The sequence below is a fragment of the Vibrio sp. 378 genome, from assembly GCF_033339435.1.
In genome coordinates this window covers 83990-104266 of the sequence record NZ_JAWOUO010000010.1, presented here as the reverse complement: position 1 = coordinate 104266, position 20277 = coordinate 83990, and the positions used below count along the sequence as shown (strand labels likewise).

The window sequence follows — 20277 nt, the reverse complement described above, 5'->3', positions numbered from 1 at the left end:
AATAAAATTGGAGAGAAACAATGAAAGGTGATATCGGTGTAATTGGCCTAGCAGTAATGGGTCAAAACCTTATCCTAAACATGAACGATCACGGCTTTAAAGTGGTTGCTCACAACCGTACTGCTGCTAAAGTAGACGAGTTCCTGGAAGGTCCAGCAAAAGGCACGAACATCATCGGTGCATACTCTCTAGAAGAACTAGTAGAGAAGCTAGAAACGCCGCGTAAAGTAATGTTGATGGTTCGCGCTGGTGACGTTGTAGACAAGTTCATCGAAGCGCTAGTACCTCTGCTAGACAAAGGCGACATCATTATTGACGGTGGTAACACTAACTACCCAGATACAAACCGTCGTGTTGCTGCACTACGTGAAAAAGGTATCCACTTCATCGGTACTGGTGTATCTGGTGGTGAAGAAGGTGCGCGCTTCGGTCCATCTATCATGCCTGGCGGTGCTGCTGAAGCATGGGAAGCGGTTAAGCCTATCTTCCAAGGTATCGCTGCGAAAACTGACGCTGGTGAGCCATGTTGTGACTGGGTTGGTAACGACGGTGCTGGTCACTTCGTTAAGATGGTACACAACGGTATCGAATACGGTGACATGCAGCTTATCACAGAAGCTTACCAGTTCATGAAAGACGGTCTTGGTATGTCTGCAGACGAGATGCAAGCAGTATTCGCTGATTGGAACAAGACTGAGCTAGACAGCTACCTTGTTGAAATCACGGCTGACATTCTTGGCTACAAAGATGAAGACGGTGAGCCTCTCGTTGAAAAGATCCTAGACACAGCAGGCCAAAAAGGTACTGGTAAATGGACTGGTATCAACGCACTAGACCTAGGTATTCCACTAACGCTTATCTCTGAGTCTGTATTCTCTCGTTGTCTATCTGCACTGAAAGACCAACGTGTTGAAGCTGAATCTCTATTCGGTAAGACAATCACTCCAGTTGAAGGCGACAAGCAAGAGTGGGTTGATGCACTACGTCAAGCGCTACTAGCTTCTAAGATCATCTCTTACGCTCAAGGCTTCATGCTAATGCGCGAAGCGTCTAACGAGAACGGTTGGGACTTAAACTACGGTAACGTAGCTCTAATGTGGCGTGGCGGTTGTATCATCCGTTCTGCGTTCCTAGGCAACATCCGTGATGCGTACGAAGCGAACCCAGACATCGCATTCCTTGGTTCTGATGAGTACTTCAAAAACATCCTACAAGGCAGCCTAGCAGCATGGCGTAAAGTAGCAGCGAAATCTCTAGAGTCTGGTATCCCAATGCCATGTACGATTTCTGCGCTATCTTTCCTAGACGGTTACACAACAGCTCGTCTACCAGCGAACCTGCTTCAAGCTCAACGTGACTACTTCGGTGCTCACACTTATGAGCGTATTGACCGTCCACGTGGTGAATTCTTCCACACTAACTGGACTGGTACAGGCGGCGACACAGCGTCTACAACTTACGACGTGTAATCGTTTTAAGTAAACCGACTAAATATAAAGATATAAAGGGATGCCCAAGTGGCATCCTTTTTTGTGTCTGTAAGATATTGGTAGATTTAAAAGTTACATTAAACGTTGATTCGTCACGCACTTCTCAGAAATGGGAGAGCATGCATTTGCTAGCAGTTTAATATTTCTCTTCGAAGAGTGAAGCTAAGCAGCTCTCTGTCGTCTCCTCAACTATAAGGTAATAGAAATGACACAACAGAAGCATCCATTTCACACAGCTTTCGTGTTGCTTATGTTCATATTACTGATTACTTACTCTATCTATCGCCTTTATCATCATTTCGTTTTCGAATCTCTACCGCTTCAGCTCAGTAGTGGTTTTCAAGTGCTCTACATTGATGCGTCATATGTTTTAAGTATCGCAAGCTTACTCTTATGCCCTACATTATTGGTCTATATTTTATTTGATCGAATGACTCAGTTAGTCAAAGTGCCGATTAAAGTGATAACTATAACAATTGTCTTGTCCCTTATCGTTGCTATTCCAGGTCAAATTTTTGAATTTGGGCGATTGAAATATATTGCAGAAAGTAATGGTTACTCAGCGTGTCCACCTTTCACAATTGCATCAAGCGGAATGTTTGTAGAAGCTATGGTAAAAGAAGAAAAATACTGTATAGAACCAGAAATTAATCGTATTGGTATGTATGGTTATTTTCACGAACTCGAACGGATTGATAACTATATCAAGTCACACGGAAATGACATCCAATAGAAAAGAGCGCCTAGGCGCTCTTTTCAGTGGTCGTTTTCTTGTTTTGATAAAACCTGTCTTTTAGGTAGAGAATTGCACTGACCACAAGAGCCACTAAAGAAACAGTAAATAGGGCGTACATGCTGAGAATCCATGCGAATGTGGCCGTCAAGAATGCAATGAAGGAAAACATCCTGCTGAAAGACATCACATGGCCAAGTTTGTTACTTTTCATAAACGCCTCCCGATGCTAAGTGGGGATAGACAATTGTGGTCATATGCCACACTTTTAATTGTCTGCTCTTTTGGGGCGTTTCACACAAAAAAGTGGCTAAAGATTTCTCAAAAAAGGTGAAATATTGAACTGGTAGACAAATCGTTAAACTGAGTTGCACAGATATGACTTCGGTTGTCTATCACTTCAAAGTTTTTAACTACGCAGATTAAGGGCATGTAGCGTTATTATTATCGTATTCGAACTCTACGATACACAATTGCAAGTGAACCTACACTCGTAAGCTCATCCCTGTCGTCAGTTACAGTAAAAGCTTTTTTCTCTTTTTAACAATACCTTAGTAATTACGGGCAATTAAATCCGTTTTTCGACCGAAACTCAGATTGCACAAAAGGTGAAAAAGAGTGCTAGGTAAGCCTTTAAACTACGCCTATAATTAGCGCCCACATGGAGGATGTTTATTATATGAACATCCTTTATTTTTTGAAACTAGCAACAAGGATCCAGTAAAACATGTTTTTCTGGTTTTGTTTACGTCGACCAAGAAGGTAATTAACACAGCAAATTGAGGTTCTAAGATGACTCTTAACAAGTACTTTGTTTTCATTCCAGCAGAATTGGAACAGGAAATGCACAAGGACAATCAAGTGATCTCTGAGAAGGAAACTCAACGTCAGGCATTAGTAAAACAGGCACAACAACAAGGCGGCCTGTAAGCTAGGTTTCAAAGAGAAAGAGCACCGCAACGGTGCTCTTTTTGTATCTGAGGTCGTAGAATTAACTTAATATGCCAAGGCTTTTCAACTTTCTGTAAATGGTATTTCGGCTCACACCAAGCATACGAGACGTTTTGCTAATGTTCCCCTGGTTGGCTTGATATGTTTTGAGCAACTTATCTTCGACGGTTGCACGCAGTTCTGAAGTTGGTTCAGCGGATGCTGCTCCTTCTTGAGCTTGGCTGAGTTTCTTACTTAGGTGGGCTGGGACGTGTGTGAGTTCCAATATTTCTTCACCTTGCGCCATTAAGGCGGATACTTTGATTAAACTATCGAGTTCACGCAAATTTCCTGGCCATGAGTAAGACAGCATCAGAGAAAGTAGGTGAGGGCAAAGCTGTTGTTCAGATTCGGCGTGACGCCGATGAATGTTCTCAATCAGTTGTCGTTTATCTTCACGCTCCTCAAAGCGAGGTAGCTCAATGATCAAGCCATTAAGGCGATAATACAAATCTTGGCGGAACAACCCTTCGCTGACCAAATGTTCCAGATCTTTATGCGTGGCTGCAATGATTTGCGTATCGACTTGAATGCTTTGGTTGGAACCCACGGGAAGCACGGTTTTATCTTGCAATACATGGAGCAAGCGGCTTTGAGCTTCCAAGGGTAAATCTGCGATTTCATCCAGAAACAAAATCCCTTTGTGCGCTTGGCGAATTTTTCCCTGATAGCCTTTGCTGTTTGCGCCAGTAAAGGCACCGGCTACGTAGCCAAACAATTCAGATTCAAGCAGATCTTTTGGTAGCGCTCCGCAGTTGACGGAAACTAACGGTCCCGTTTTTCTCTGGCTGTTTTTATGGAGTGCTTTTACAAACTCGTTTTTGCCAACACCAGTCTCTCCGAGAATCAACAAACTGATGTCTTTATCGATGACGCGATTAGCTTGCTGCCAACAGTGCTCAACAGCGGAGTCGCCATAATGAAGATCATTGGACGCCGCTACAGCACGAGACTTGACCTTGCTATCTTTATCGGTAAGCGGTTTTGTTTTGAAAACGAAAGGGTGCTCATTTCCCCGAGTGGATAGAATGTCGTCTAAGGATTGCCCAATGATACTTTTTTGCGCAAAAAGTTGAGAGGCTACTTGATTGTGAGCCAAAACTTGTCCGTCTTCATTTGCAATGATAATTCCTTGCCAACCACTATTCAGTAAACCTTTTTCGCACGCTAAATCCACACGAATATGCCCTTGTGGAATCAAGTTAAGTAGTTGATTCTCCACTTGCTGGACCATGTTTTGTACTAGTACTTGCGTTGAGAAGTCATGTCTCTTTTGCTCGCTCGTAATATCTAATACGCCAATGAGGTTACCAAGATGATCGAAAATAGGATTAGCCGAACAGCTAATAAAACGATGGTGTTGGATAAAGTGCTGATCACCAATAACAGAAACGGGCTTTGCTTCAACCAAGGCTGTACCAATCGCGTTGGTGCCTTTGACCTTTTCTTGCCAGCATGCACCAGAGCTTAGCGAGATTTCCGTTAACTTTTCACGAAATCTAGGCTGTCCCCAACTGCCGATGATGACACCATCTGAATCCGTCAAAATTAAGCGACTGTCGCTATGAGCAAATAGCTGATTAAACAAAGGGAGCGCAAATTGAGTGACTGCCTCTAGCAAAAAATTGAGTTGGTGACGCCTATCTTGGAGCGTCGCTGGCGTTACTCGAATATCTTCAGGGCGTCGACGCTGTTTTAAACCCGCTTGTTCACTTCTGACCCATGAAGTTGAAAGCCAATTGTTATCGCTAATATGTTGAAGTTCCATGACTGTACCATTTTGTCACAGTGAGGGTGTGCCATTTTGGAACACTTGAACATTGGTGTTCACACCATACATCCGCTCAAACATCGCTCACTTGGTTTGTTATCGCTTGGTAATCATAGTTTTACATTTAATTAACAACAAGTATGGCGTAGTTGGCGTGTGACTTGCGTAATGCTCTTTGTGAACAGTGCGATACGACACTGCAATAACACATTGAACGAGAAACAAAAGGAAGAGTTATGATCTATGCACAGCCAGGTAGTGAAAATGCCATTGTTAACTTTAAATCGCATTACGATAACTTTATCGGTGGGGAATGGGTAAAACCAACGGGTGGTGAGTACTTTGACAATATCTCACCAATCAACGGACAAGCGTATTGTAAAGTTGCTCGCTCTGGCGAGGAAGATATTAATTTAGCACTGGATGCCGCGCACAACATCAGAGCAAAATGGGCCAAAACCAGCGTGACAGAACGTTCGAACATCTTGCTGAAAATTGCTGACCGTATTGAGCAGCATCTAGAAGAGCTTGCTGTTGCAGAAACTTGGGAAAACGGCAAACCAGTTCGCGAAACCTTGGCGGCAGATTTACCTTTAGTAGTGGATCACTTCCGTTACTTCGCTGGCTGTATTCGCGCACAAGAAGGCAGTGCGGCAGAACTGGATGAGCACACCGCAAGCTACCACTTCCCAGAACCGATTGGTGTGGTTGGTCAAATTATTCCGTGGAACTTCCCAATGTTGATGGCGGCTTGGAAACTAGCACCGGCACTAGCGGCGGGTTGCTGTGTGGTATTGAAGCCAGCAGAGCAAACCCCAACATCCATTCTGGTTCTGATGGAAAAAATCGGTGACCTTCTTCCTCCTGGTGTCATCAACGTTGTAAACGGATATGGTTCTGAAGCGGGTCAAGCATTAGCAACCAGCAACCGCATTGCGAAACTCGCGTTTACCGGGTCTACGCAAGTTGGCAACCACATTCTGAAATGTGCAGCAGACAACTTGATCCCATCGACAGTTGAGTTAGGTGGTAAATCTCCAAACATCTACTTCTCAGATATCTTCGATTACGAAGATGAGTATCTTGATAAGTGTATCGAAGGTACGTTACTTGGTTTCTTCAACCAAGGTGAAGTTTGTACTTGTCCATCTCGCGTACTGGTTCATGAAGCGATTTATGACAAGTTTGTAGAGAAACTGACGGAACGTGCACAGCTGATTAAACAAGGTAATCCGCTCGATACCGATACTCAAGTTGGTGCTCAGGCTTCTCAAGAACAGTTTGATAAGATTTTAAGTTACCTGGAAATCGGCCGTGAAGAAGGCGCAAAAGTGGTCTTTGGTGGTGGAGTGTCAGAACAGCCAGAGTCTATCAACCAGGGGTACTACATTCAGCCAACCATGTTGGAAGGCCACAACAAGATGCGAATCTTCCAAGAAGAAATCTTTGGCCCAGTGATCGCTATCACCAAATTCAAAGATGAGGCTGAAGCGTTGGAAATCGCAAACGACACTGAATATGGCTTAGGCGCAGGTGTTTGGACACGTGATGCGAACGTTGCATATCGTATGGGCCGTAATATTGAAGCTGGCCGGATCTGGATTAACTGTTACCACGCTTACCCTGCACACGCAGCGTTCGGTGGTTACAAAAAATCGGGTATCGGGCGCGAAACGCACAAGATGATGCTGGATCACTACCAGAACACGAAGAACTTGCTGATTAGCTACAGCATCGACCCGTTAGGCTTCTTCTAGTGAAACTAAGTAATTAATAAAGAAAAAGCAGTATGAATCAAAACCCCGAATCTTCGGGGTTTTTTATTAGCGTGAGCTTGTCGGCTGAAGGTTAACTTAGATGTTTAACCTGCTTATATTGTGATATCAGGAACGTTGAATTATCGCCACTTTTCGTTCCATAAGCTTTTCTACGGCGGCGTTTTGCTTGTCAATGTTGAGTTGCGGATCAAAGTCCAAAACGCGATTGCAAGATTCGAGACTGGCAAATTGATTTAAACATTCACCAAGCTCTCTTTTAGAGCTTGTTCGCGTCATGCTGCTTTCTGATGAGGAGAGTAGGGTGACTTTACGGCCATGAAACGTTCCTTGCGGCACTGCATCACTTTGCTGCGCTTGTTGAACGTCATGAACCGATGAATTGGTGTATGTGGATTGGATGTCGTTGGACATAAAGACACCTAAACTCTCAAGTCTAAAGTTTGTGGCATCGGTGGTGCCTCATCAATAGTTACATGAGAAGACAATAACGCTTCCCACGACTCGCTGTGCGTCAGCAATTCTGCTAAAGCTGTTTCAAAATATTCGTAATCCAGTCGCCTAATGTTAATGAGTCGGTTTAAACATAGGACGTGTCGGTGGTTATCTAAACTAAAAAATAACTGGTGCTCAGGCCAGTGGTAATTAAAGGCCAAAAAAGAACGATAAAGATCGGAATTTACAATTTGAAGGCCAACAATCTCAGCTTCGAGCTGCAGAGTTGTCGATTCAGGATGAAAGATGATATGCACCCTTAGATTATCATCAAAGGCTAAGCTTACTTCATTTTCCGTTAGATGCAGTGCAGGCAAGCCTATTTGATGAGCAAACTTTAGCAAAATCTCATCGATAGTTTGGCGTGCTGACATAGGAATAGTCCCTTTTGAAATTTTATCAAGGAAAATATTAGATGTATCTCTTCATGTTTATCAATATTAGTCGGTTGTTATTATATTTTGGCTTTTAAATGTGTTGAGAGAAATAGAAAGATAAAAGTAAGTGTGTTCAGATGCATATCTCGATGGCAATGATATATATGAATATCACTTTTCTCTAATGAACTTCAATTAAGGAAGGAATGAAAGAGAGCAGAAACTGCTTTTGAAATTACAGTCCATGTTAACTACGTGTTGTTGAAAAATGCGATTTATTGTCCGCTTGTAGTATAAATATAAGTTGATCTTTTATATTTTTACATAAAGAATTGTGCGAATTTCAAATGAGCTAGATTATATAAAATACGTTTATGGGGTCATAATGAACAATTCTATATGGGCTGGTTTTATTGGGTTATTCATACTGAGTGGGTGCAGTCAGACTGTGTCCGTCAATGGGGTGGATGGCTTTGACACACAGAGTCAGGCATCAGTCTATGGTTGGGTTTCTGTCGACGGCTACTTTCCACCTTCGATTACTTCTCTTGAGGTGGAAATATGTAAAGTTATTGATAATCAATGTTTTAAATCGGCATCTCAGAGCTACCAAGGCGTTCAGTTGCCTGTGCAGTATTCGTTTTTAATTGCACCAATTCAAGCTGGTGAAGGAAAAATGAAGATTATTGGAAAGCTTTATTCAAACGGTGAGCTCGTTGCGGAAAAAGAAAAGAACTATTTATTTTTAGAGGGAAATAAACAAGAAAATTTGATTCTTGTTCCAAAAATAAACAGATAAAATTTTAAGTACTACATTTTTATTAGAATTTTCTAATTTATAAAAATAAAGACTATATCTTTCCTGTTGTGAAAGATTTGTTGTCTTTTATAAACATTAATTACATGACTTTGAAGTCATCGGGTCAGTTGTTTTTTAGACTCATATTTGTTGCAAAAACAGTATTTTTTATGATTATATCTCGCTCCTTGAACACGTTGGCTTGGCGTTTTAGGCTATAAAACATACATTTTTATGATTTTGGAAATTTAATTTTGTTCTCGAAACGATGCCGAAATCTATTTAATTGTATTCTAATGTATAACAAAACAACCAAACTTAAATAACGAAATGATATTTAAGTTTTGGCTAATGATAAACGCTATCTGATAAAAATAATAAAGACGGACAGCAGAAATTTACTAAGTCAAACTTTTACCTTTAGGTAAAGGTAATGCTTGGGTTATTCGCTAATTATTCGGGGGGTATGGTAAGTGATAGAACTTCTATGCTCTTTTCTTTGCTTCTTTTATTCATACAGCAGTACTTAGAAATAACAACAATCAAAGTAGTGCTTTGAAAGTTTCTCAACATTTGCACTGAGAAACTCAAAATAATGAAGGGTAGAAAATGGATGTGTCAGGCCAACTAAACTCAGAAAGGGTCGACTCGAGTTCACGAAAAATTCGTAGTTTTTCCTGCTATGAAAAATCTGACGAAGTATTTCACTCAGACCAGTCTCACATTGTTGTCGTTCACAATGGTCAGCTTCGAGTTCAAACAGGTGATTGCACAATCGATGTTGCTGCAGAAAATGGGGTATTTCTATCCCAAGGAGATTACTTGTTAGAGTACTCTCCGCTAGATGGGGCATACAAAGCGTCGATCATTGCCTACGACAATGAACTCGTTAGTCAGTTGCTGCAAAAACACAGTGATCTCTTGATGATGCTGCCTAAGGTAGACAAAGTTTGTTCTGGTTTGTTTACTTTTGGTTTGAACATACTCGTTGAACAAGTGCTTTCTAGCATGCAGACGCTTGAGCAACAAGCGTACCCTGATGCCATTATGTGCCTAAAATACGAAGAACTACTCATTCTCTTGCTACACAGCAAAGGAGGAGAATCACTGTATGCGTTGCTGTCACAACAAACAAACCGTACGTCGGAACGGTTACGTCGATTTATGGAACAGCATTACTTAAAAGAATGGAAGTTGACAGACTACGCGCAGGAGTTTGGTGCCAGCTTAACCACTTTTAAAGAGCTTTTTAATGAGCACTATGGCATTTCTCCAAGAGCTTGGATCAGTGAGCGTCGACTACTGCATGCTCATAAACTGCTGTTGACGAGCAAGATGAGCATCGTAGATGTGGCGATGGAGGCAGGGTTTTCCAGCCAGTCTTACTTTACACAGAGTTACCGTCGTCGTTTTGGAACGACCCCAAGCCGCGTACGTTCGGGAGACGATCAAGTGGCTATCGCGAAATGAAATGACTTGGGACTAAAATTTTCTGACTAATTTTGAAAGTCACTCACCAGTGTAAATTCTATTATGTATCGTGTAACAACGAACGATTAAAAATTATTACATCTCTTTCTTTCTGGATTGTTCGAAAGGGGTGCGGAGACGAACATAAATGAAAAAGCAGCATTGGCGACGCCGTTCGCTTTTTCCAGACAGCATAGTGACACAGCGGAAAGTGACTGTTTTACAAAGAGGAGCTCGTTATGAAAGCGCCTCGAAACCTACGCAGGATCTCAATGTTGTGCACGTCAATCACCGACAATTGTTGAGTGAAGGCGTCATAAATTATGAGCAGTTATCTTTACTTCAACGCTTGTTGGATAGAAATGTCGTCGATAGCCTGTGCGCTAGCCAGTTAGTAAAAACGTATCAAAAACTTGGTGCTTCGATAGACCGGTTTGCCATGCGTTTATTTTTGGAAATTGGATCGCAGCTCAGTGATAGCAGCACAATCACAACGTTCGAACAAAGGCTGGACTACATCAACTCTCGTCTGGGCTTTCGCTTTAATTTGGCTGTCCCAAAAACGTTGATGCTTTGTTTCCATTTATCACTCAACGAGTGGATTAACCGACAAGTCGATCAAAGTGCTCTTCATGCTTCGATTAAAGTTGAACAACTTATCAATCAACTCGATATTCAGAAGGAATATTGGTCGAAGCTATCAGGGGAAGACACCAGTGCCGTCTTTGTTCAACAGCAACTCGATCTTATTAAGAGCCAGCAGCATCAACTTAAAAAGCAACTTGGGACGTTAAGCGAACAACAGTTGCAAGTGATTAAATGTCATCGTTCGTTAATTGAGAAGTGGCAACCGTCTTTAGACGAGCTGAAAGGGTTCGCGGAGTACACCTCTACAACCGAACAATTTATTTCTGAGTGGAAAAATTGGTGTTCGGAAGTGCGACTTGAGGCCCCCGAGCTGAACGAAGTTTGGGATGCATGCGATGTGGTTTACAACGACCAAAATGCGGTTGCGAAAGTATGGCAATGGTTCAAGAACATGCAAACTGTTGGTGATATCGATCACTACTATTTTGATACTCAAAGTGGTCAGTGCGGCCAGGCTTGCAATCACCTCAGCCAGATCTAAATAGGGCGTTAAATGTTAGATAAGATGATGAAGTCTTTAGCGGAAGCGCTAAAGGTAGGGGATTTTATTGCCTCAGAAAATGGTTCTTACAACATCGAGGTTGACCAGTTATCACTGACCATCAAGCAACATGCGTCATGGATTTTATGGGAAGCGACGTTACCCTTCCAGTTTAAAGAGCATCTAGATTATCAACAAGAACAAGCGTTACAACGTTGCATGCAGCTCTCATTAAAAACCATTCGTGAGGATGGCGGCGTACTGACAACCAATGATGATCAGCAATTGATTTTGCAAAGTAAAGTAAGGGTTGAGGACTGTTCCGTGGAACGGTTCTCTGCTTTGCTTTCTAAGCACGTCAATCTATGTGAGCGTTACATTGCATTATTGGAACAAGAACGCGTGAACCACACAATCAACCATACAGTGTGGTTACCATGATGCAAAAAATCTTTCCCAACATTAGACGTGCTGCAACAAAGGCATTGCTATGCGCAGTGAGTGTTGTTCCTTTGGGATATGCGCAAGCAACAGACTTACACTGGCCCGAACAACCGTTCCGCTACTATGCAGATAACGACTCATTAAAAGAGTTGTTGAATAACTTCGGTGCAAATTATCGTGTCTCGGTTTCTGTTAGTGACAAAGTCAACGATCGAGTGAATGGGCGTTTTACCCCTGAAGATCCGGCGGAATTCCTCGATTACTTATCGCAAGTGTACAACTTGATGTGGTATTTCGATGGTGCCGTCTTACATGTCTATAAGGCGACAGAAACTCGCTCACGTTTACTTCAATTGGAATTACTTACGGCTAGAGAGCTACGCAGTACGTTAATTTCCACCGGCGTTTGGGATTCTCGTTATGGTTGGAGAGCTGCTGAGAGCAAAGGGTTAGTCTATCTTGCGGGTCCTCCACGTTATGTCGACTTAGTGGTACAAACGGCGGAGGCATTGGAAACGCGCTTGCTGCAGAAATCGAATTCAACCGACGAATTATTCGTTGAGATAATTCCTTTGAAGTACGCTTCTGCAACGGATAGAGAAATTGCATATCGAGATCAGACAATTACGGTCCCGGGCATCGCATCGGTGTTAAAACGGGTCGTGTCTGGTGTTCAAACGCAAGTGGCGAGTGCGTCTAGCAAAGAAGTTACCAGTCCAGATAAGCCTGTAAAAAGTAATAAAACCGCCTCAGTTCATGGTGGCGCAACAGTTGAAGCAGAGCCGGGTCTTAATGCGATTATCGTTCGTGATACTCAAGCACGATTACCGCTCTATCGTAAACTGGTCGCGCAATTAGACCAGCCGCAATCAAGAATTGAAGTCGCGCTATCGATTGTCGATATCAGTGCCAACGATTTAAGTCAGTTAGGCGTGGATTGGCGAGCGGGAGTGTCTGTCGGAAACAACCGCATTGTCGATATCAAAACAACAGGTGATGTGAATTCGGGGGATGTGACGCTCGGCAGTGGACAGAACTTTAAGTCCTTGCTTGATTCAACCAACCTAAATTACTTGCTGGCTCAAATTCGTTTATTGGAATCTAAAGGCAGTGCTCAAGTGGTTTCAAGACCAACATTGTTAACTCAGGAAAATGTCGAAGCGGTACTGAACAACAGCAGCACTTTTTACGTCAAGCTGGTTGGTAAAGAAACCGCAGCGCTGGAAGAGGTCACGTATGGCACGTTACTGAGAATTGTCCCACGTATCGTTGGTGATAGATTTGCTGCACGACCTGAAATTAACCTGAGCCTTCATCTCGAAGACGGTGCAAAGATCGCTGATGGTGGCGTCGATGATCTTCCTTCCGTTCGTAAAACTGAAATCAGCACCTTAGCGACGGTTAAACAAGGGCAAAGCTTACTTATCGGTGGTGTGTACCGAGATGAAGTGAGCCATCAGTTACGTAAAGTGCCATTGCTAGGAGACATCCCATATTTAGGCGCGCTGTTTAGAAGTAATACCAACACTAAGCGCCGCACAGTACGAATGTTTATTTTAGAACCTCGAATTGTTGTGGATGGTATTGGCGATAGTGTGTTGATTGGCAACGAATATGACTTGCGACCAAGTATCGGCAAGCTTAACAACATCTCCAACAATAGCGCTGAATTTAAATCGGTAGTGGAAGTATATAGCTGCACATCGAGGGTTCAAGCCGAGCGCTATCAACAAGACTTATTGTCACAGCAAAAGTCGTCTCAATTAACGCAGTGCCAATTACCAACAGGGCAAAAGGGTTGGCGGGTGAAAGTATTGGAATGTGATGACTCACAAAGTGAGTGTGTGCGCCCTTCAGAGGAGTCTTAACCGCGATGCAGCAATGGAAAATTCGTATTTTATCAGGCGTGCATACCGGAGTAGAAGTCACCTTACCTGAAGGTGCTCTCGTGCTTGGCAGTGACGACTTTATTGCTGATCTTGTACTGTCTGATGCTGGGGTCGAAGCGAACCATTTCACCCTCGTTTGCCAGCAAGACTCGGTCATTTTACGAGGCTGCGAAGAGGCAAATATTAACAGTGAAGACATCGCTGTTGCAGGTGATGGTATCGAGTTGTCACGCCATGCTGTTGTCTCGGTCGGCGTTGTGAAGTTCGCTCTGGGATACGCGGAAGATGCGTTAATTGTGAGTAACGTCAGCGACGAATCTAGCCAACAGAATACACCTGTGGTTGCTGTGCAACGCTCTAGCTGGAAAAAAACAACGCTCATCGCTTTGCTTTGTAGTTTTGTCCCGAGTGTCATTTTTGCTGGTATGTGGTACAGCCAAGCTAACGGAAGCAACAATGAAATTGTTACAGAAGCAGAACCCATTGTTTTGGTACGTAACATCTTAGGCGAGCTCAAACTTAGCGACGTTCGTGTGGAATGGAATGCCGCCGCACGCCAAGCAGTCCTAGAGGGCTATGTTGAAGACCGAACACAGAAACTCGATCTGCTTGGTCGAATTGATGTATTGGGCGTCAATTACAAAAGTGACTTAAGAACGATGGAAGAAATCCGTCGCGGGGTTCGATTTATTTTGCGCAACCTCGGCTATCACCAAGTGAAAGTCGAAAATGGCGATGAGACCGGCACACTGCTGCTGACGGGCTATATCGATGATGCAAGCCGCTGGAACCAAGTTGAACAAATCTTGGAGCGAGACGTGCCGGGTCTTATTGCGTGGAAGGTTGAACTGCAGCGAGCGGGTGCCTACATGGATACGCTAAAAGCGTTATTAACGGATGCGGAGCTACTGAAGAAAGTCCAGTTGGTCACCAGCGGTGATCGCATCGAAGTTCGTGGTGAGCTTGATGATATCGAAACGACTCGATTTTACGGTGTGACCCGAGACTTCCGGGAACAATATGGTGAGAAACCGTACTTAGTTTTGAAATCCATACCTAAGGTGAGTAAAGGCACCAACATCGATTTCCCGTTTCGTAGCGTTAACTTTGGCCAGGTTCCATATGTGATTCTGACCGATAACGTTCGCTATATGGTCGGTGCAAGAACGCCTCAGGGCTACCGAATATCCAGTGTTACACCTGCTGGTATTGAGTTGGTTAAAGGCGGGCGGGTGATAACAATAGAACTCGGATATGAAGGCGAGACGAACAATGACAAATCTTGAACAAATTTTAAATAACGACACAAACGGTGCGGAAGTGCACAAGATTAAGAGCAAGCTCTTAGAAGCACAAGCGGTGGTGAAACGTCAGTTGGATTTAGGGTGCTCACCACAGCAGTACCAATTGCTACTCAAACAGTATGAAGCTTACACAGCCGCCTATGCGGTCGTTGAATCATACGAAGCTAACTAAAAAATACGAGGAAGTCTTATGTCATTTTACGATGCTAGTAACAGTGTAAACCTTGATGATGTTAAAGCTAAGTTAGAACAACAAGCGAAAGATGCTAACACAGAAGTGACGGCAGCCATCAAGAACCTAGAAACCAATGCCGATGATCCATCAAAGCTTGCCGAGCTTCAGCACGCGATCAACAAATGGTCTGTTGTTTACAATATCAATGCGACCACCACTCGTGCGATTAAAGATGTGATGCAGTCGATTCTCCAGAAGGTGTAAAGCATGGAACGAGAAACGCGCCAACTGCTGGCTGAAATCGCGCTGATGGCAACAGGTATGCATCGTCATCAAGAAGCCAACACGATTGCAGATGGCCTTGAAGCAAGCTCAGGTTCTGAAGAGACCGTTGCGATGATTCGTGCAATGAGCCTCATGAATAAAGGCTTGTATGAAGAGGCTCATCAATTACTCGAACCACTTTGTAACGCCTATCCAGATCTGATCAGCTTAGCGGCTCTTGCTTCTGCCAAAGCCGGTTTACTGAGCAAAGCGGAAAGCTGGGTAGAACTTGCGTCACAAGGAAGCGAAGAAAGCCAAGCATTTGCTGCGAGCTTTTCTCAGGAGATTAGGAATCTTGGATGATCATTGATTCGAGTAACCTAGGTCTTCAACACCAACCTTTGCGCCAGTCGGAGTCGCGCCATTATGAGCGGAGCGATGAAGACAAGATGAAAGCACTCATGGAGCGAAGTGACAAGCAAGAGCAAGTTTCACATGTTTCTCCAAAAGAGACGCTAGAGAAAACAGAAGCGAAACTGGCGGAGATCAAAGCGTGGTATGAATCATTAAAAGACGCAGAGGTTGTCAGTAAACAAAGTGTCTTATCGTCGTTAAATGAAGCGTTTTCCGACCCTCAAGTTAAACGAGAGGCAATGTGGTACGCCTTTCATGAGGCGAAGAGTGCAAAAGGCAACGAACAGCCACAATCTGATTTGTTAAAGGTGTTGAAGCAGGAGTTACTAGGGAGTTTTTCGGGACAGCTTATTGCCGAACCACCTGCTGATAAAACAGCACTAAAAGCAATGCTAGCGCAGCATTTTCCACTGGGTGCCCAGAAAGAACAAGCCTTATGGCATTGCTGGGCAGAGTTGAAGTCGTTACCTGATATGGCATCAACACTGGACATGGTTCGTGATGAACTTAGCTTCATGATCCAAAAAAATGCGATGGTGAAAAACATCATGACTCACAGTCACAAGTTAGATTTATCTTAGGAGTACATATGATAAACACGCAGTACACCGAGGTGATGCAAACCAACATTGATAAGTTACAGGATGCGCAAGTCGAAGACGGTTTAAGCGAACGTTTTGAGCAAGCCATGTCGGTTCCCGAGGCAAGTAATGGCCTGGAGGGAGGTTTGCTAGAAAACATCAGCGAGTTGAAAAACACTATCGATAACGCGAAAAGTAACCTGCAAGACAACATGAAGATGGTGGGTGATGATCCGGCGCAATTACTGCAAATGCAGTGGGCGCTGACACGCATTACTTTTCAAGAGGAGCTGATCGCGAAAACCGTGGGTAAAACCACACAAAACGTAGAAACCTTATTGAAGGCACAATAGTGATGATGAATAAAATGAGAGCAGTTTTCATCATGCTCACGTTGTTTCTGGTAGGTTGTCAGACCGAGTTATACACCAACGTTACTCAGAAAGAGGGTAATGAGATGTTGTCGATCTTACTATCCGAAGGTGTCGTTGCAACAAAAGAGCCTGACAAAGACAACACCGTCAAGTTAATGGTAGACAGTTCTCAAATCGCCTTCGCGGTAGACGCGCTAAAGCGAAAAGGTTATCCAAGAGAGCAGTTTTCCACACTGAAAGAAGTGTTTCCCAAAGACGATTTGATCTCGTCACCATTAGCAGAACGAGCACGTTTGGTATACGCGAAATCTCAGGAGCTCTCCTCAACCTTATCTCAGATTGATGGCGTGCTAGTGGCACGTGTTCATGTTGTTTTGGAAGATCAAGATCTGCGTCCAGGAGAGCGCCCAACTCCAGCTTCTGCCTCCGTATTTATTAAACACGCAGCAGATATTGCGCTTGATTCATATGTTCCGCAGATCAAATTATTAGTGAACAATAGCATTGAGGGGCTGAACTACGATCGAATCAGCGTAGTGATGGTACCCTCATCAGAGGTTCGAGTTGCTACTCAAAACAATCAATTTAAAAGCATTTTGTCGGTTCAGGTCACCAAAGAGACGGCGAATAATCTTATCGCCATTTTGGTGTTCTTGGTAGCGGCACTCATCGGCTCGAATATCGCTACTTTTACATGGTGTCGTAGGAACACGAAGCGTGGTTAAACCAGAAACACCACTCGCGCAGGTACAACACCAGTTTAACTATGCGCCTTGCCAGTACATCCATAGAAGTTGGATAGAGCAAAAGCAGCCTTGGTTACTAAATATCGAAGGCTGGAGAGATAACCCCATGTTTAACCAATGGTGCATAAATGAGTGGGCGTTATCTCCCGTTCCTGAGACGGCTTTTAACAAACCTTGCCATAGCTTGGCGTTGCTCCCAGCGGATGCGTTGAACCAACTCGTATTGATGGTGGGCGGAGCTTTACATTGTGTGGCAATGCGAGGCGTTGTTTTAAAACATCCTAAACAGGTTCTGAACAACGTATTTGGTTTGGAAGGCGCTCGGTTCCTAATTCAAAACGGGCCTATGCTGTTATCCAGCTGGCCGCAAGGCTGGCAGCGTTCGTTACCAGAACTACTGGATGAAAGGTCTGTTGAAGCAAGCATGAGGGCGCTGGGATATTTTTGGATGAGGTTTATTTTGATTAACTCACCGGAAGATGTTGTTCTTCGTTGGCAATTCAAATTAGAAAAGCAACTTAGCGAAAACGCGGAAACAGCTAACTGGTTGGAAGCGGATCAACGAGATCTGGCGTATCGACTCACAAAAAAAATCGCAAAACAGGTTATTCCTCAATGGTTTCATTTGTTGAAATAAAAACAGACAATTTGCAGCTGGCACCTGGCTTAAAGGTGCTGAAAGCGAAAGATTATGCCAGTTATCTGGATTCGCAACACTTAGTTGAAGCCGCGAACTCCAAAGCTGAAAGCATCATTGCTAATGCCCAGCAAGCCTACGAAACCGAAAAACAACGTGGTTATCAAGATGGCCTTGCACAAGCCAAGATTGAAAATGCGCAAACGATGGTTGAAACCTTAGCACGTTGTAATGACTACTATCAGCAAGTCGAAGAAAAAATGACAGGTGTGGTGTTAGAAGCAGTACGCAAGATCATCGATACCTTCGATGATGTCGATACCACGGTGAGTGTAGTTCGAGAAGCGTTGCAACTGGTGAGTAACCAAAAGCAGGTCATTTTACATGTCCACCCAGAGCAGGTTGTTGAGGTGAGAGAAAAGGTGGCTGGAGTATTAAGTGATTTCCCTGAAGTCGGTTACGTTGACGTGGTAGCAGATGCGCGCTTGAAAAATGGAGGCTGCATTTTGGAAACAGAAGTTGGGATCATCGACGCCAGTATTGATGGACAGCTGCATGCGTTAAAGCAAGCTATGGTGAAGCAGCTCAGCGAGCGTAAAATTACGATTCATGAATAAACCTTAAAAACTCAGCACTTGCTGAGTTTTTTCATTTTAATGCCTTTAAACAAAAAAAATCCGACCATTTCTAAAATATTCACTGCCATAAATCCTTAAGAATACACCTAAGAAAGCTGCTTAGTTGATAAGTGTTGCAACCAAGCAGCGCCTCTAAAACAACAAAAATAGGATTATTTAGTCGAATGGCTAATGGATTTATAACTTCTTTACTGACAGATTTTGCCAGCCGCTGCCAATTGGAGCCGTTGGTTTTTGATGAAGATGATTGTTGCCATCTACTCGTTGAGCAAAACACAGCAATCACAATTCGTGCACAAGAAGATCGTGTGACGCTTATCGGGCTGATTTCAGGTGATGAACCGAGTGCTGATATTTTGCATCAACATATGAAAGATGCCTTAACGCAAGGTTCTCCAGCGGTATGCTGGGAGGAAGAGACCGGATATATCGGTTTCATACACCTGCCTCAGCAACTGCTAACTGCATCTTTTTTCGATGAGTCATTTGCGAATTTCATCGAGTGGTTAAAAAGTGCGAATACACAAGAAGTAACCAATAAAACAATCGAAGTACCGGAAACGAATACCACTCATTTTTCCACATTAAGGGTTTAAAGCATGATCAGTTTTGAAAGTGTTAGCGCGTTGCAGGCTGCCATGCCGCAAGCTCGTAACGAGATACTTAACGAAGGTAAGCTGAGTATTGGTGGCAAAGAATACCAAATCAACGCAGCGACCCAAGAATTTACTCGCGCCAATCCTACGAATGGTGCAGTAGCGCGATTTTTTGAAGCGACAGGAAAACTGTTTCGCGAAGGTAGCCCACAATCGGTAGCGAAAGCCCTTACAAAAGCCGTATTTGATAATGAGCAAGGACAAGCTCAGCGTTTACAAGCTGCTTCTTCTGTTGAGCATGGACAAATGTTCTTCAAGGATGGAAGCATAAAAACCGCATCAGATGTCTTAAATGCCTTTGCGAAGTTAGACAGTAAATCAGTTCAGTCGAACTCTGCTGAGCTAAACCAGTTAGCAGAGCGAGCGATGACAGAGGCAATGTTAGAAACCGATTCTGGTAAAAACCTCACATCACTGATTGGCGAAAGTGCAGCGAAGTCGCTTGCTGGACGTGTAGTAAAAGACTACGGCGGTGGTGTATCTGCAGCGCAGAAAAACCCGGCAGGTAGCATTAATCAAATGCAAGCGGTGTTTGATATGGAGGTGATGCATCTTAAATCGGCGCAACGTCATATCGAAGGTCTAGCAAGCACCGATCTAAGCCAAGGTGTATACGCTGAAGGACTGGCAGAGGACGCGTTTAACAAAAGTGGCGTAACCAATAATGTTGAAAGAGCTGCGGCGTGGATCATTAATGCTTCTAACTCTAAAGGAAACGATGCCGAAAATATTACGTCTTTACTGAAAGAATACGCGTCTAATGGTAAAGATTTATTGAATATGGAAAACCTAAAAGAGCTACACGCTCGATTGGTGCCTAATGTTGAGCGTGATTACCGAGGGCCAAATATTTCGGGTGGTACTTTGCCTTCAAGTATTGGCGGTGAGGGCATGTTAAAGCAGCACATTGAAGGCTTTTTGAAAGAGAACCCTGTAGAAGATAAAGACTTAGGTAAACATTTGTTCGCCGGAGTTATCGGGTACCATGGCTTTACCGATGGAAATGGTCGCATGGGGCGCATGCTATACGCGATAGCAGAACTTCGTAACGACTCGTTCAATCCTTTAGCTATGGATGCAGAAAATAGCCTTCACGGTATTAAGTGATTTTTTACTTCTATTTAAT

Annotated in this window: 24 protein-coding genes; 20 read left to right on the top strand and 4 right to left on the bottom strand. The window is 43.5% G+C overall.

The window, feature by feature from the left end; genetic code table 11:
• Positions 1 to 20: 20 nt before the first annotated feature.
• Both gnd and R7Q48_RS18010 read left to right on the top strand, forming a co-directional pair.
• Positions 21 to 1469: a decarboxylating NADP(+)-dependent phosphogluconate dehydrogenase gene (gene gnd / locus R7Q48_RS18015; RefSeq protein WP_005377160.1), complete on the top strand. Its 1449-nt coding sequence runs from the start codon at positions 21 to 23 to the stop codon at positions 1467 to 1469.
• A 226-nt stretch (positions 1470 to 1695) separates the two neighbouring features.
• Positions 1696 to 2223: a hypothetical protein gene (locus tag R7Q48_RS18010; RefSeq protein WP_033906174.1), complete on the top strand. Its 528-nt coding sequence runs from the start codon at positions 1696 to 1698 to the stop codon at positions 2221 to 2223.
• A 10-nt stretch (positions 2224 to 2233) separates the two neighbouring features.
• On the opposite strand, the gene R7Q48_RS18005 is transcribed toward R7Q48_RS18010, so the two are convergent.
• A complete protein-coding gene (locus R7Q48_RS18005; RefSeq protein WP_005377162.1) occupies positions 2234 to 2437 on the bottom strand; it encodes a hypothetical protein in 204 nt (67 codons plus the stop codon).
• A gap of 578 nt (positions 2438 to 3015) precedes the next feature.
• On the opposite strand from R7Q48_RS18005, the gene R7Q48_RS18000 reads away from it, so the two are divergent.
• Positions 3016 to 3153, top strand: a complete 138-nt coding sequence (locus R7Q48_RS18000; protein ID WP_005377165.1) for a hypothetical protein — start codon at positions 3016 to 3018, stop codon at positions 3151 to 3153.
• 61 nt (positions 3154 to 3214) lie between these two features.
• Here the strand turns inward: R7Q48_RS18000 and R7Q48_RS17995 are convergent, their stop codons facing one another.
• A complete protein-coding gene (locus tag R7Q48_RS17995) occupies positions 3215 to 4981 on the bottom strand; it encodes a sigma-54-dependent Fis family transcriptional regulator (protein WP_256900149.1) in 1767 nt (588 codons plus the stop codon).
• Positions 4982 to 5220: 239 nt separating this feature from the next.
• On the opposite strand from R7Q48_RS17995, the gene R7Q48_RS17990 reads away from it, so the two are divergent.
• Positions 5221 to 6741 carry an aldehyde dehydrogenase family protein gene (locus tag R7Q48_RS17990; RefSeq protein WP_005377169.1) on the top strand — a complete coding sequence of 507 codons (1521 nt, stop codon included), beginning with the start codon at positions 5221 to 5223 and terminating at the stop codon, positions 6739 to 6741.
• Between the two features lie 126 nt (positions 6742 to 6867).
• Here the strand turns inward: R7Q48_RS17990 and exsE2 are convergent, their stop codons facing one another.
• Both exsE2 and exsC read right to left on the bottom strand, forming a co-directional pair.
• Positions 6868 to 7173 (bottom strand): T3SS regulon translocated regulator ExsE2, encoded by a 306-nt coding sequence (gene exsE2, locus R7Q48_RS17985; RefSeq protein WP_005377171.1) that lies wholly within the window; start codon positions 7171 to 7173, stop codon positions 6868 to 6870.
• 8 nt (positions 7174 to 7181) lie between these two features.
• Positions 7182 to 7628, bottom strand: coding sequence for a type III secretion system regulatory chaperone ExsC (exsC, locus tag R7Q48_RS17980; protein ID WP_005377174.1), 447 nt, complete (start codon positions 7626 to 7628; stop codon positions 7182 to 7184).
• Between the two features lie 388 nt (positions 7629 to 8016).
• On the opposite strand from exsC, the gene R7Q48_RS17975 reads away from it, so the two are divergent.
• From R7Q48_RS17975 to R7Q48_RS17900, 16 genes are all read left to right on the top strand, one after another.
• Entirely contained in the window at positions 8017 to 8430 is a 414-nt protein-coding gene (locus R7Q48_RS17975) for a YscW family type III secretion system pilotin (protein WP_154204533.1), read from the top strand.
• Between the two features lie 609 nt (positions 8431 to 9039).
• Positions 9040 to 9900, top strand: coding sequence for an AraC family transcriptional regulator (locus R7Q48_RS17970; protein ID WP_005377191.1), 861 nt, complete (start codon positions 9040 to 9042; stop codon positions 9898 to 9900).
• Positions 9901 to 10048: 148 nt separating this feature from the next.
• Positions 10049 to 11029, top strand: a complete 981-nt coding sequence (locus R7Q48_RS17965) for a T3SS regulon anti-activator ExsD domain-containing protein (RefSeq protein WP_132937103.1) — start codon at positions 10049 to 10051, stop codon at positions 11027 to 11029.
• Between the two features lie 12 nt (positions 11030 to 11041).
• The gene (locus tag R7Q48_RS17960; protein ID WP_005377195.1) at positions 11042 to 11470 is read left to right on the top strand and encodes a YscB family type III secretion system chaperone; all 429 of its coding nucleotides are present in this window, start codon (positions 11042 to 11044) and stop codon (positions 11468 to 11470) included.
• Entirely contained in the window at positions 11467 to 13341 is a 1875-nt protein-coding gene (gene sctC / locus R7Q48_RS17955) for a type III secretion system outer membrane ring subunit SctC (RefSeq protein ID WP_005387153.1), read from the top strand. The genes R7Q48_RS17960 and sctC overlap by 4 nt, the downstream gene beginning before the upstream one ends.
• Before the next feature lie 5 nt (positions 13342 to 13346).
• On the top strand, positions 13347 to 14648 hold the full coding sequence (gene sctD / locus R7Q48_RS17950; RefSeq protein ID WP_318132398.1) for a type III secretion system inner membrane ring subunit SctD: 1302 nt from the start codon (positions 13347 to 13349) through the stop codon (positions 14646 to 14648).
• The gene (locus tag R7Q48_RS17945; RefSeq protein WP_017821343.1) at positions 14635 to 14838 is read left to right on the top strand and encodes an EscE/YscE/SsaE family type III secretion system needle protein co-chaperone; all 204 of its coding nucleotides are present in this window, start codon (positions 14635 to 14637) and stop codon (positions 14836 to 14838) included. The genes sctD and R7Q48_RS17945 overlap by 14 nt, the downstream gene beginning before the upstream one ends.
• A gap of 18 nt (positions 14839 to 14856) precedes the next feature.
• Complete coding sequence (sctF, locus tag R7Q48_RS17940) at positions 14857 to 15105, top strand: type III secretion system needle filament subunit SctF (RefSeq protein WP_005377199.1); 249 nt, start codon at positions 14857 to 14859, stop codon at positions 15103 to 15105.
• A 3-nt stretch (positions 15106 to 15108) separates the two neighbouring features.
• Positions 15109 to 15468 carry a YscG family type III secretion system chaperone gene (locus R7Q48_RS17935; RefSeq protein WP_017634556.1) on the top strand — a complete coding sequence of 120 codons (360 nt, stop codon included), beginning with the start codon at positions 15109 to 15111 and terminating at the stop codon, positions 15466 to 15468.
• Positions 15465 to 16100, top strand: a complete 636-nt coding sequence (locus tag R7Q48_RS17930) for a YopR family T3SS polymerization control protein (RefSeq protein WP_256903284.1) — start codon at positions 15465 to 15467, stop codon at positions 16098 to 16100. Before R7Q48_RS17935 ends, R7Q48_RS17930 begins: the two co-directional genes overlap by 4 nt.
• Positions 16101 to 16108: 8 nt before the next feature.
• Positions 16109 to 16453: a type III secretion system inner rod subunit SctI gene (gene sctI, locus R7Q48_RS17925; RefSeq protein WP_005387149.1), complete on the top strand. Its 345-nt coding sequence runs from the start codon at positions 16109 to 16111 to the stop codon at positions 16451 to 16453.
• A complete protein-coding gene (sctJ, locus tag R7Q48_RS17920) occupies positions 16453 to 17199 on the top strand; it encodes a type III secretion system inner membrane ring lipoprotein SctJ (RefSeq protein WP_086012989.1) in 747 nt (248 codons plus the stop codon). The genes sctI and sctJ overlap by 1 nt, the downstream gene beginning before the upstream one ends.
• Positions 17192 to 17857: a SctK family type III secretion system sorting platform protein VscK gene (gene vscK / locus R7Q48_RS17915; protein ID WP_137282060.1), complete on the top strand. Its 666-nt coding sequence runs from the start codon at positions 17192 to 17194 to the stop codon at positions 17855 to 17857. The genes sctJ and vscK overlap by 8 nt, the downstream gene beginning before the upstream one ends.
• On the top strand, positions 17836 to 18474 hold the full coding sequence (locus tag R7Q48_RS17910) for an HrpE/YscL family type III secretion apparatus protein (protein WP_005387146.1): 639 nt from the start codon (positions 17836 to 17838) through the stop codon (positions 18472 to 18474). The genes vscK and R7Q48_RS17910 overlap by 22 nt, the downstream gene beginning before the upstream one ends.
• A 185-nt stretch (positions 18475 to 18659) precedes the next feature.
• Positions 18660 to 19091 (top strand): type III secretion system chaperone, encoded by a 432-nt coding sequence (locus tag R7Q48_RS17905; RefSeq protein ID WP_256903285.1) that lies wholly within the window; start codon positions 18660 to 18662, stop codon positions 19089 to 19091.
• A 3-nt stretch (positions 19092 to 19094) separates the two neighbouring features.
• Complete coding sequence (locus R7Q48_RS17900; protein ID WP_042523796.1) at positions 19095 to 20258, top strand: VopS family T3SS effector adenosine monophosphate-protein transferase; 1164 nt, start codon at positions 19095 to 19097, stop codon at positions 20256 to 20258.
• Positions 20259 to 20277 lie beyond the last annotated feature (19 nt).

Bases quoted from the DNA above. Each gene is read 5' to 3' on its own strand.
- gnd (WP_005377160.1), top strand. From the start codon at position 21: ATGAAAGGTGATATCGGTGTAATTGGCCTAGCAGTAATGGGTCAAAAC.
- R7Q48_RS18010 (WP_033906174.1), top strand. From the start codon at position 1,696: ATGACACAACAGAAGCATCCATTTCACACAGCTTTCGTGTTGCTTATG.
- R7Q48_RS18005 (WP_005377162.1), bottom strand. From the start codon at position 2,437: ATGAAAAGTAACAAACTTGGCCATGTGATGTCTTTCAGCAGGATGTTT.
- R7Q48_RS18000 (WP_005377165.1), top strand. From the start codon at position 3,016: ATGACTCTTAACAAGTACTTTGTTTTCATTCCAGCAGAATTGGAACAG.
- R7Q48_RS17995 (WP_256900149.1), bottom strand. From the start codon at position 4,981: ATGGAACTTCAACATATTAGCGATAACAATTGGCTTTCAACTTCATGG.
- R7Q48_RS17990 (WP_005377169.1), top strand. From the start codon at position 5,221: ATGATCTATGCACAGCCAGGTAGTGAAAATGCCATTGTTAACTTTAAA.
- exsE2 (WP_005377171.1), bottom strand. From the start codon at position 7,173: ATGTCCAACGACATCCAATCCACATACACCAATTCATCGGTTCATGAC.
- exsC (WP_005377174.1), bottom strand. From the start codon at position 7,628: ATGTCAGCACGCCAAACTATCGATGAGATTTTGCTAAAGTTTGCTCAT.
- R7Q48_RS17975 (WP_154204533.1), top strand. From the start codon at position 8,017: ATGAACAATTCTATATGGGCTGGTTTTATTGGGTTATTCATACTGAGT.
- R7Q48_RS17970 (WP_005377191.1), top strand. From the start codon at position 9,040: ATGGATGTGTCAGGCCAACTAAACTCAGAAAGGGTCGACTCGAGTTCA.
- R7Q48_RS17965 (WP_132937103.1), top strand. From the start codon at position 10,049: ATGAAAAAGCAGCATTGGCGACGCCGTTCGCTTTTTCCAGACAGCATA.
- R7Q48_RS17960 (WP_005377195.1), top strand. From the start codon at position 11,042: ATGTTAGATAAGATGATGAAGTCTTTAGCGGAAGCGCTAAAGGTAGGG.
- sctC (WP_005387153.1), top strand. From the start codon at position 11,467: ATGATGCAAAAAATCTTTCCCAACATTAGACGTGCTGCAACAAAGGCA.
- sctD (WP_318132398.1), top strand. From the start codon at position 13,347: ATGCAGCAATGGAAAATTCGTATTTTATCAGGCGTGCATACCGGAGTA.
- R7Q48_RS17945 (WP_017821343.1), top strand. From the start codon at position 14,635: ATGACAAATCTTGAACAAATTTTAAATAACGACACAAACGGTGCGGAA.
- sctF (WP_005377199.1), top strand. From the start codon at position 14,857: ATGTCATTTTACGATGCTAGTAACAGTGTAAACCTTGATGATGTTAAA.
- R7Q48_RS17935 (WP_017634556.1), top strand. From the start codon at position 15,109: ATGGAACGAGAAACGCGCCAACTGCTGGCTGAAATCGCGCTGATGGCA.
- R7Q48_RS17930 (WP_256903284.1), top strand. From the start codon at position 15,465: ATGATCATTGATTCGAGTAACCTAGGTCTTCAACACCAACCTTTGCGC.
- sctI (WP_005387149.1), top strand. From the start codon at position 16,109: ATGATAAACACGCAGTACACCGAGGTGATGCAAACCAACATTGATAAG.
- R7Q48_RS17910 (WP_005387146.1), top strand. From the start codon at position 17,836: ATGGTTTCATTTGTTGAAATAAAAACAGACAATTTGCAGCTGGCACCT.
- R7Q48_RS17905 (WP_256903285.1), top strand. From the start codon at position 18,660: ATGGCTAATGGATTTATAACTTCTTTACTGACAGATTTTGCCAGCCGC.
- R7Q48_RS17900 (WP_042523796.1), top strand. From the start codon at position 19,095: ATGATCAGTTTTGAAAGTGTTAGCGCGTTGCAGGCTGCCATGCCGCAA.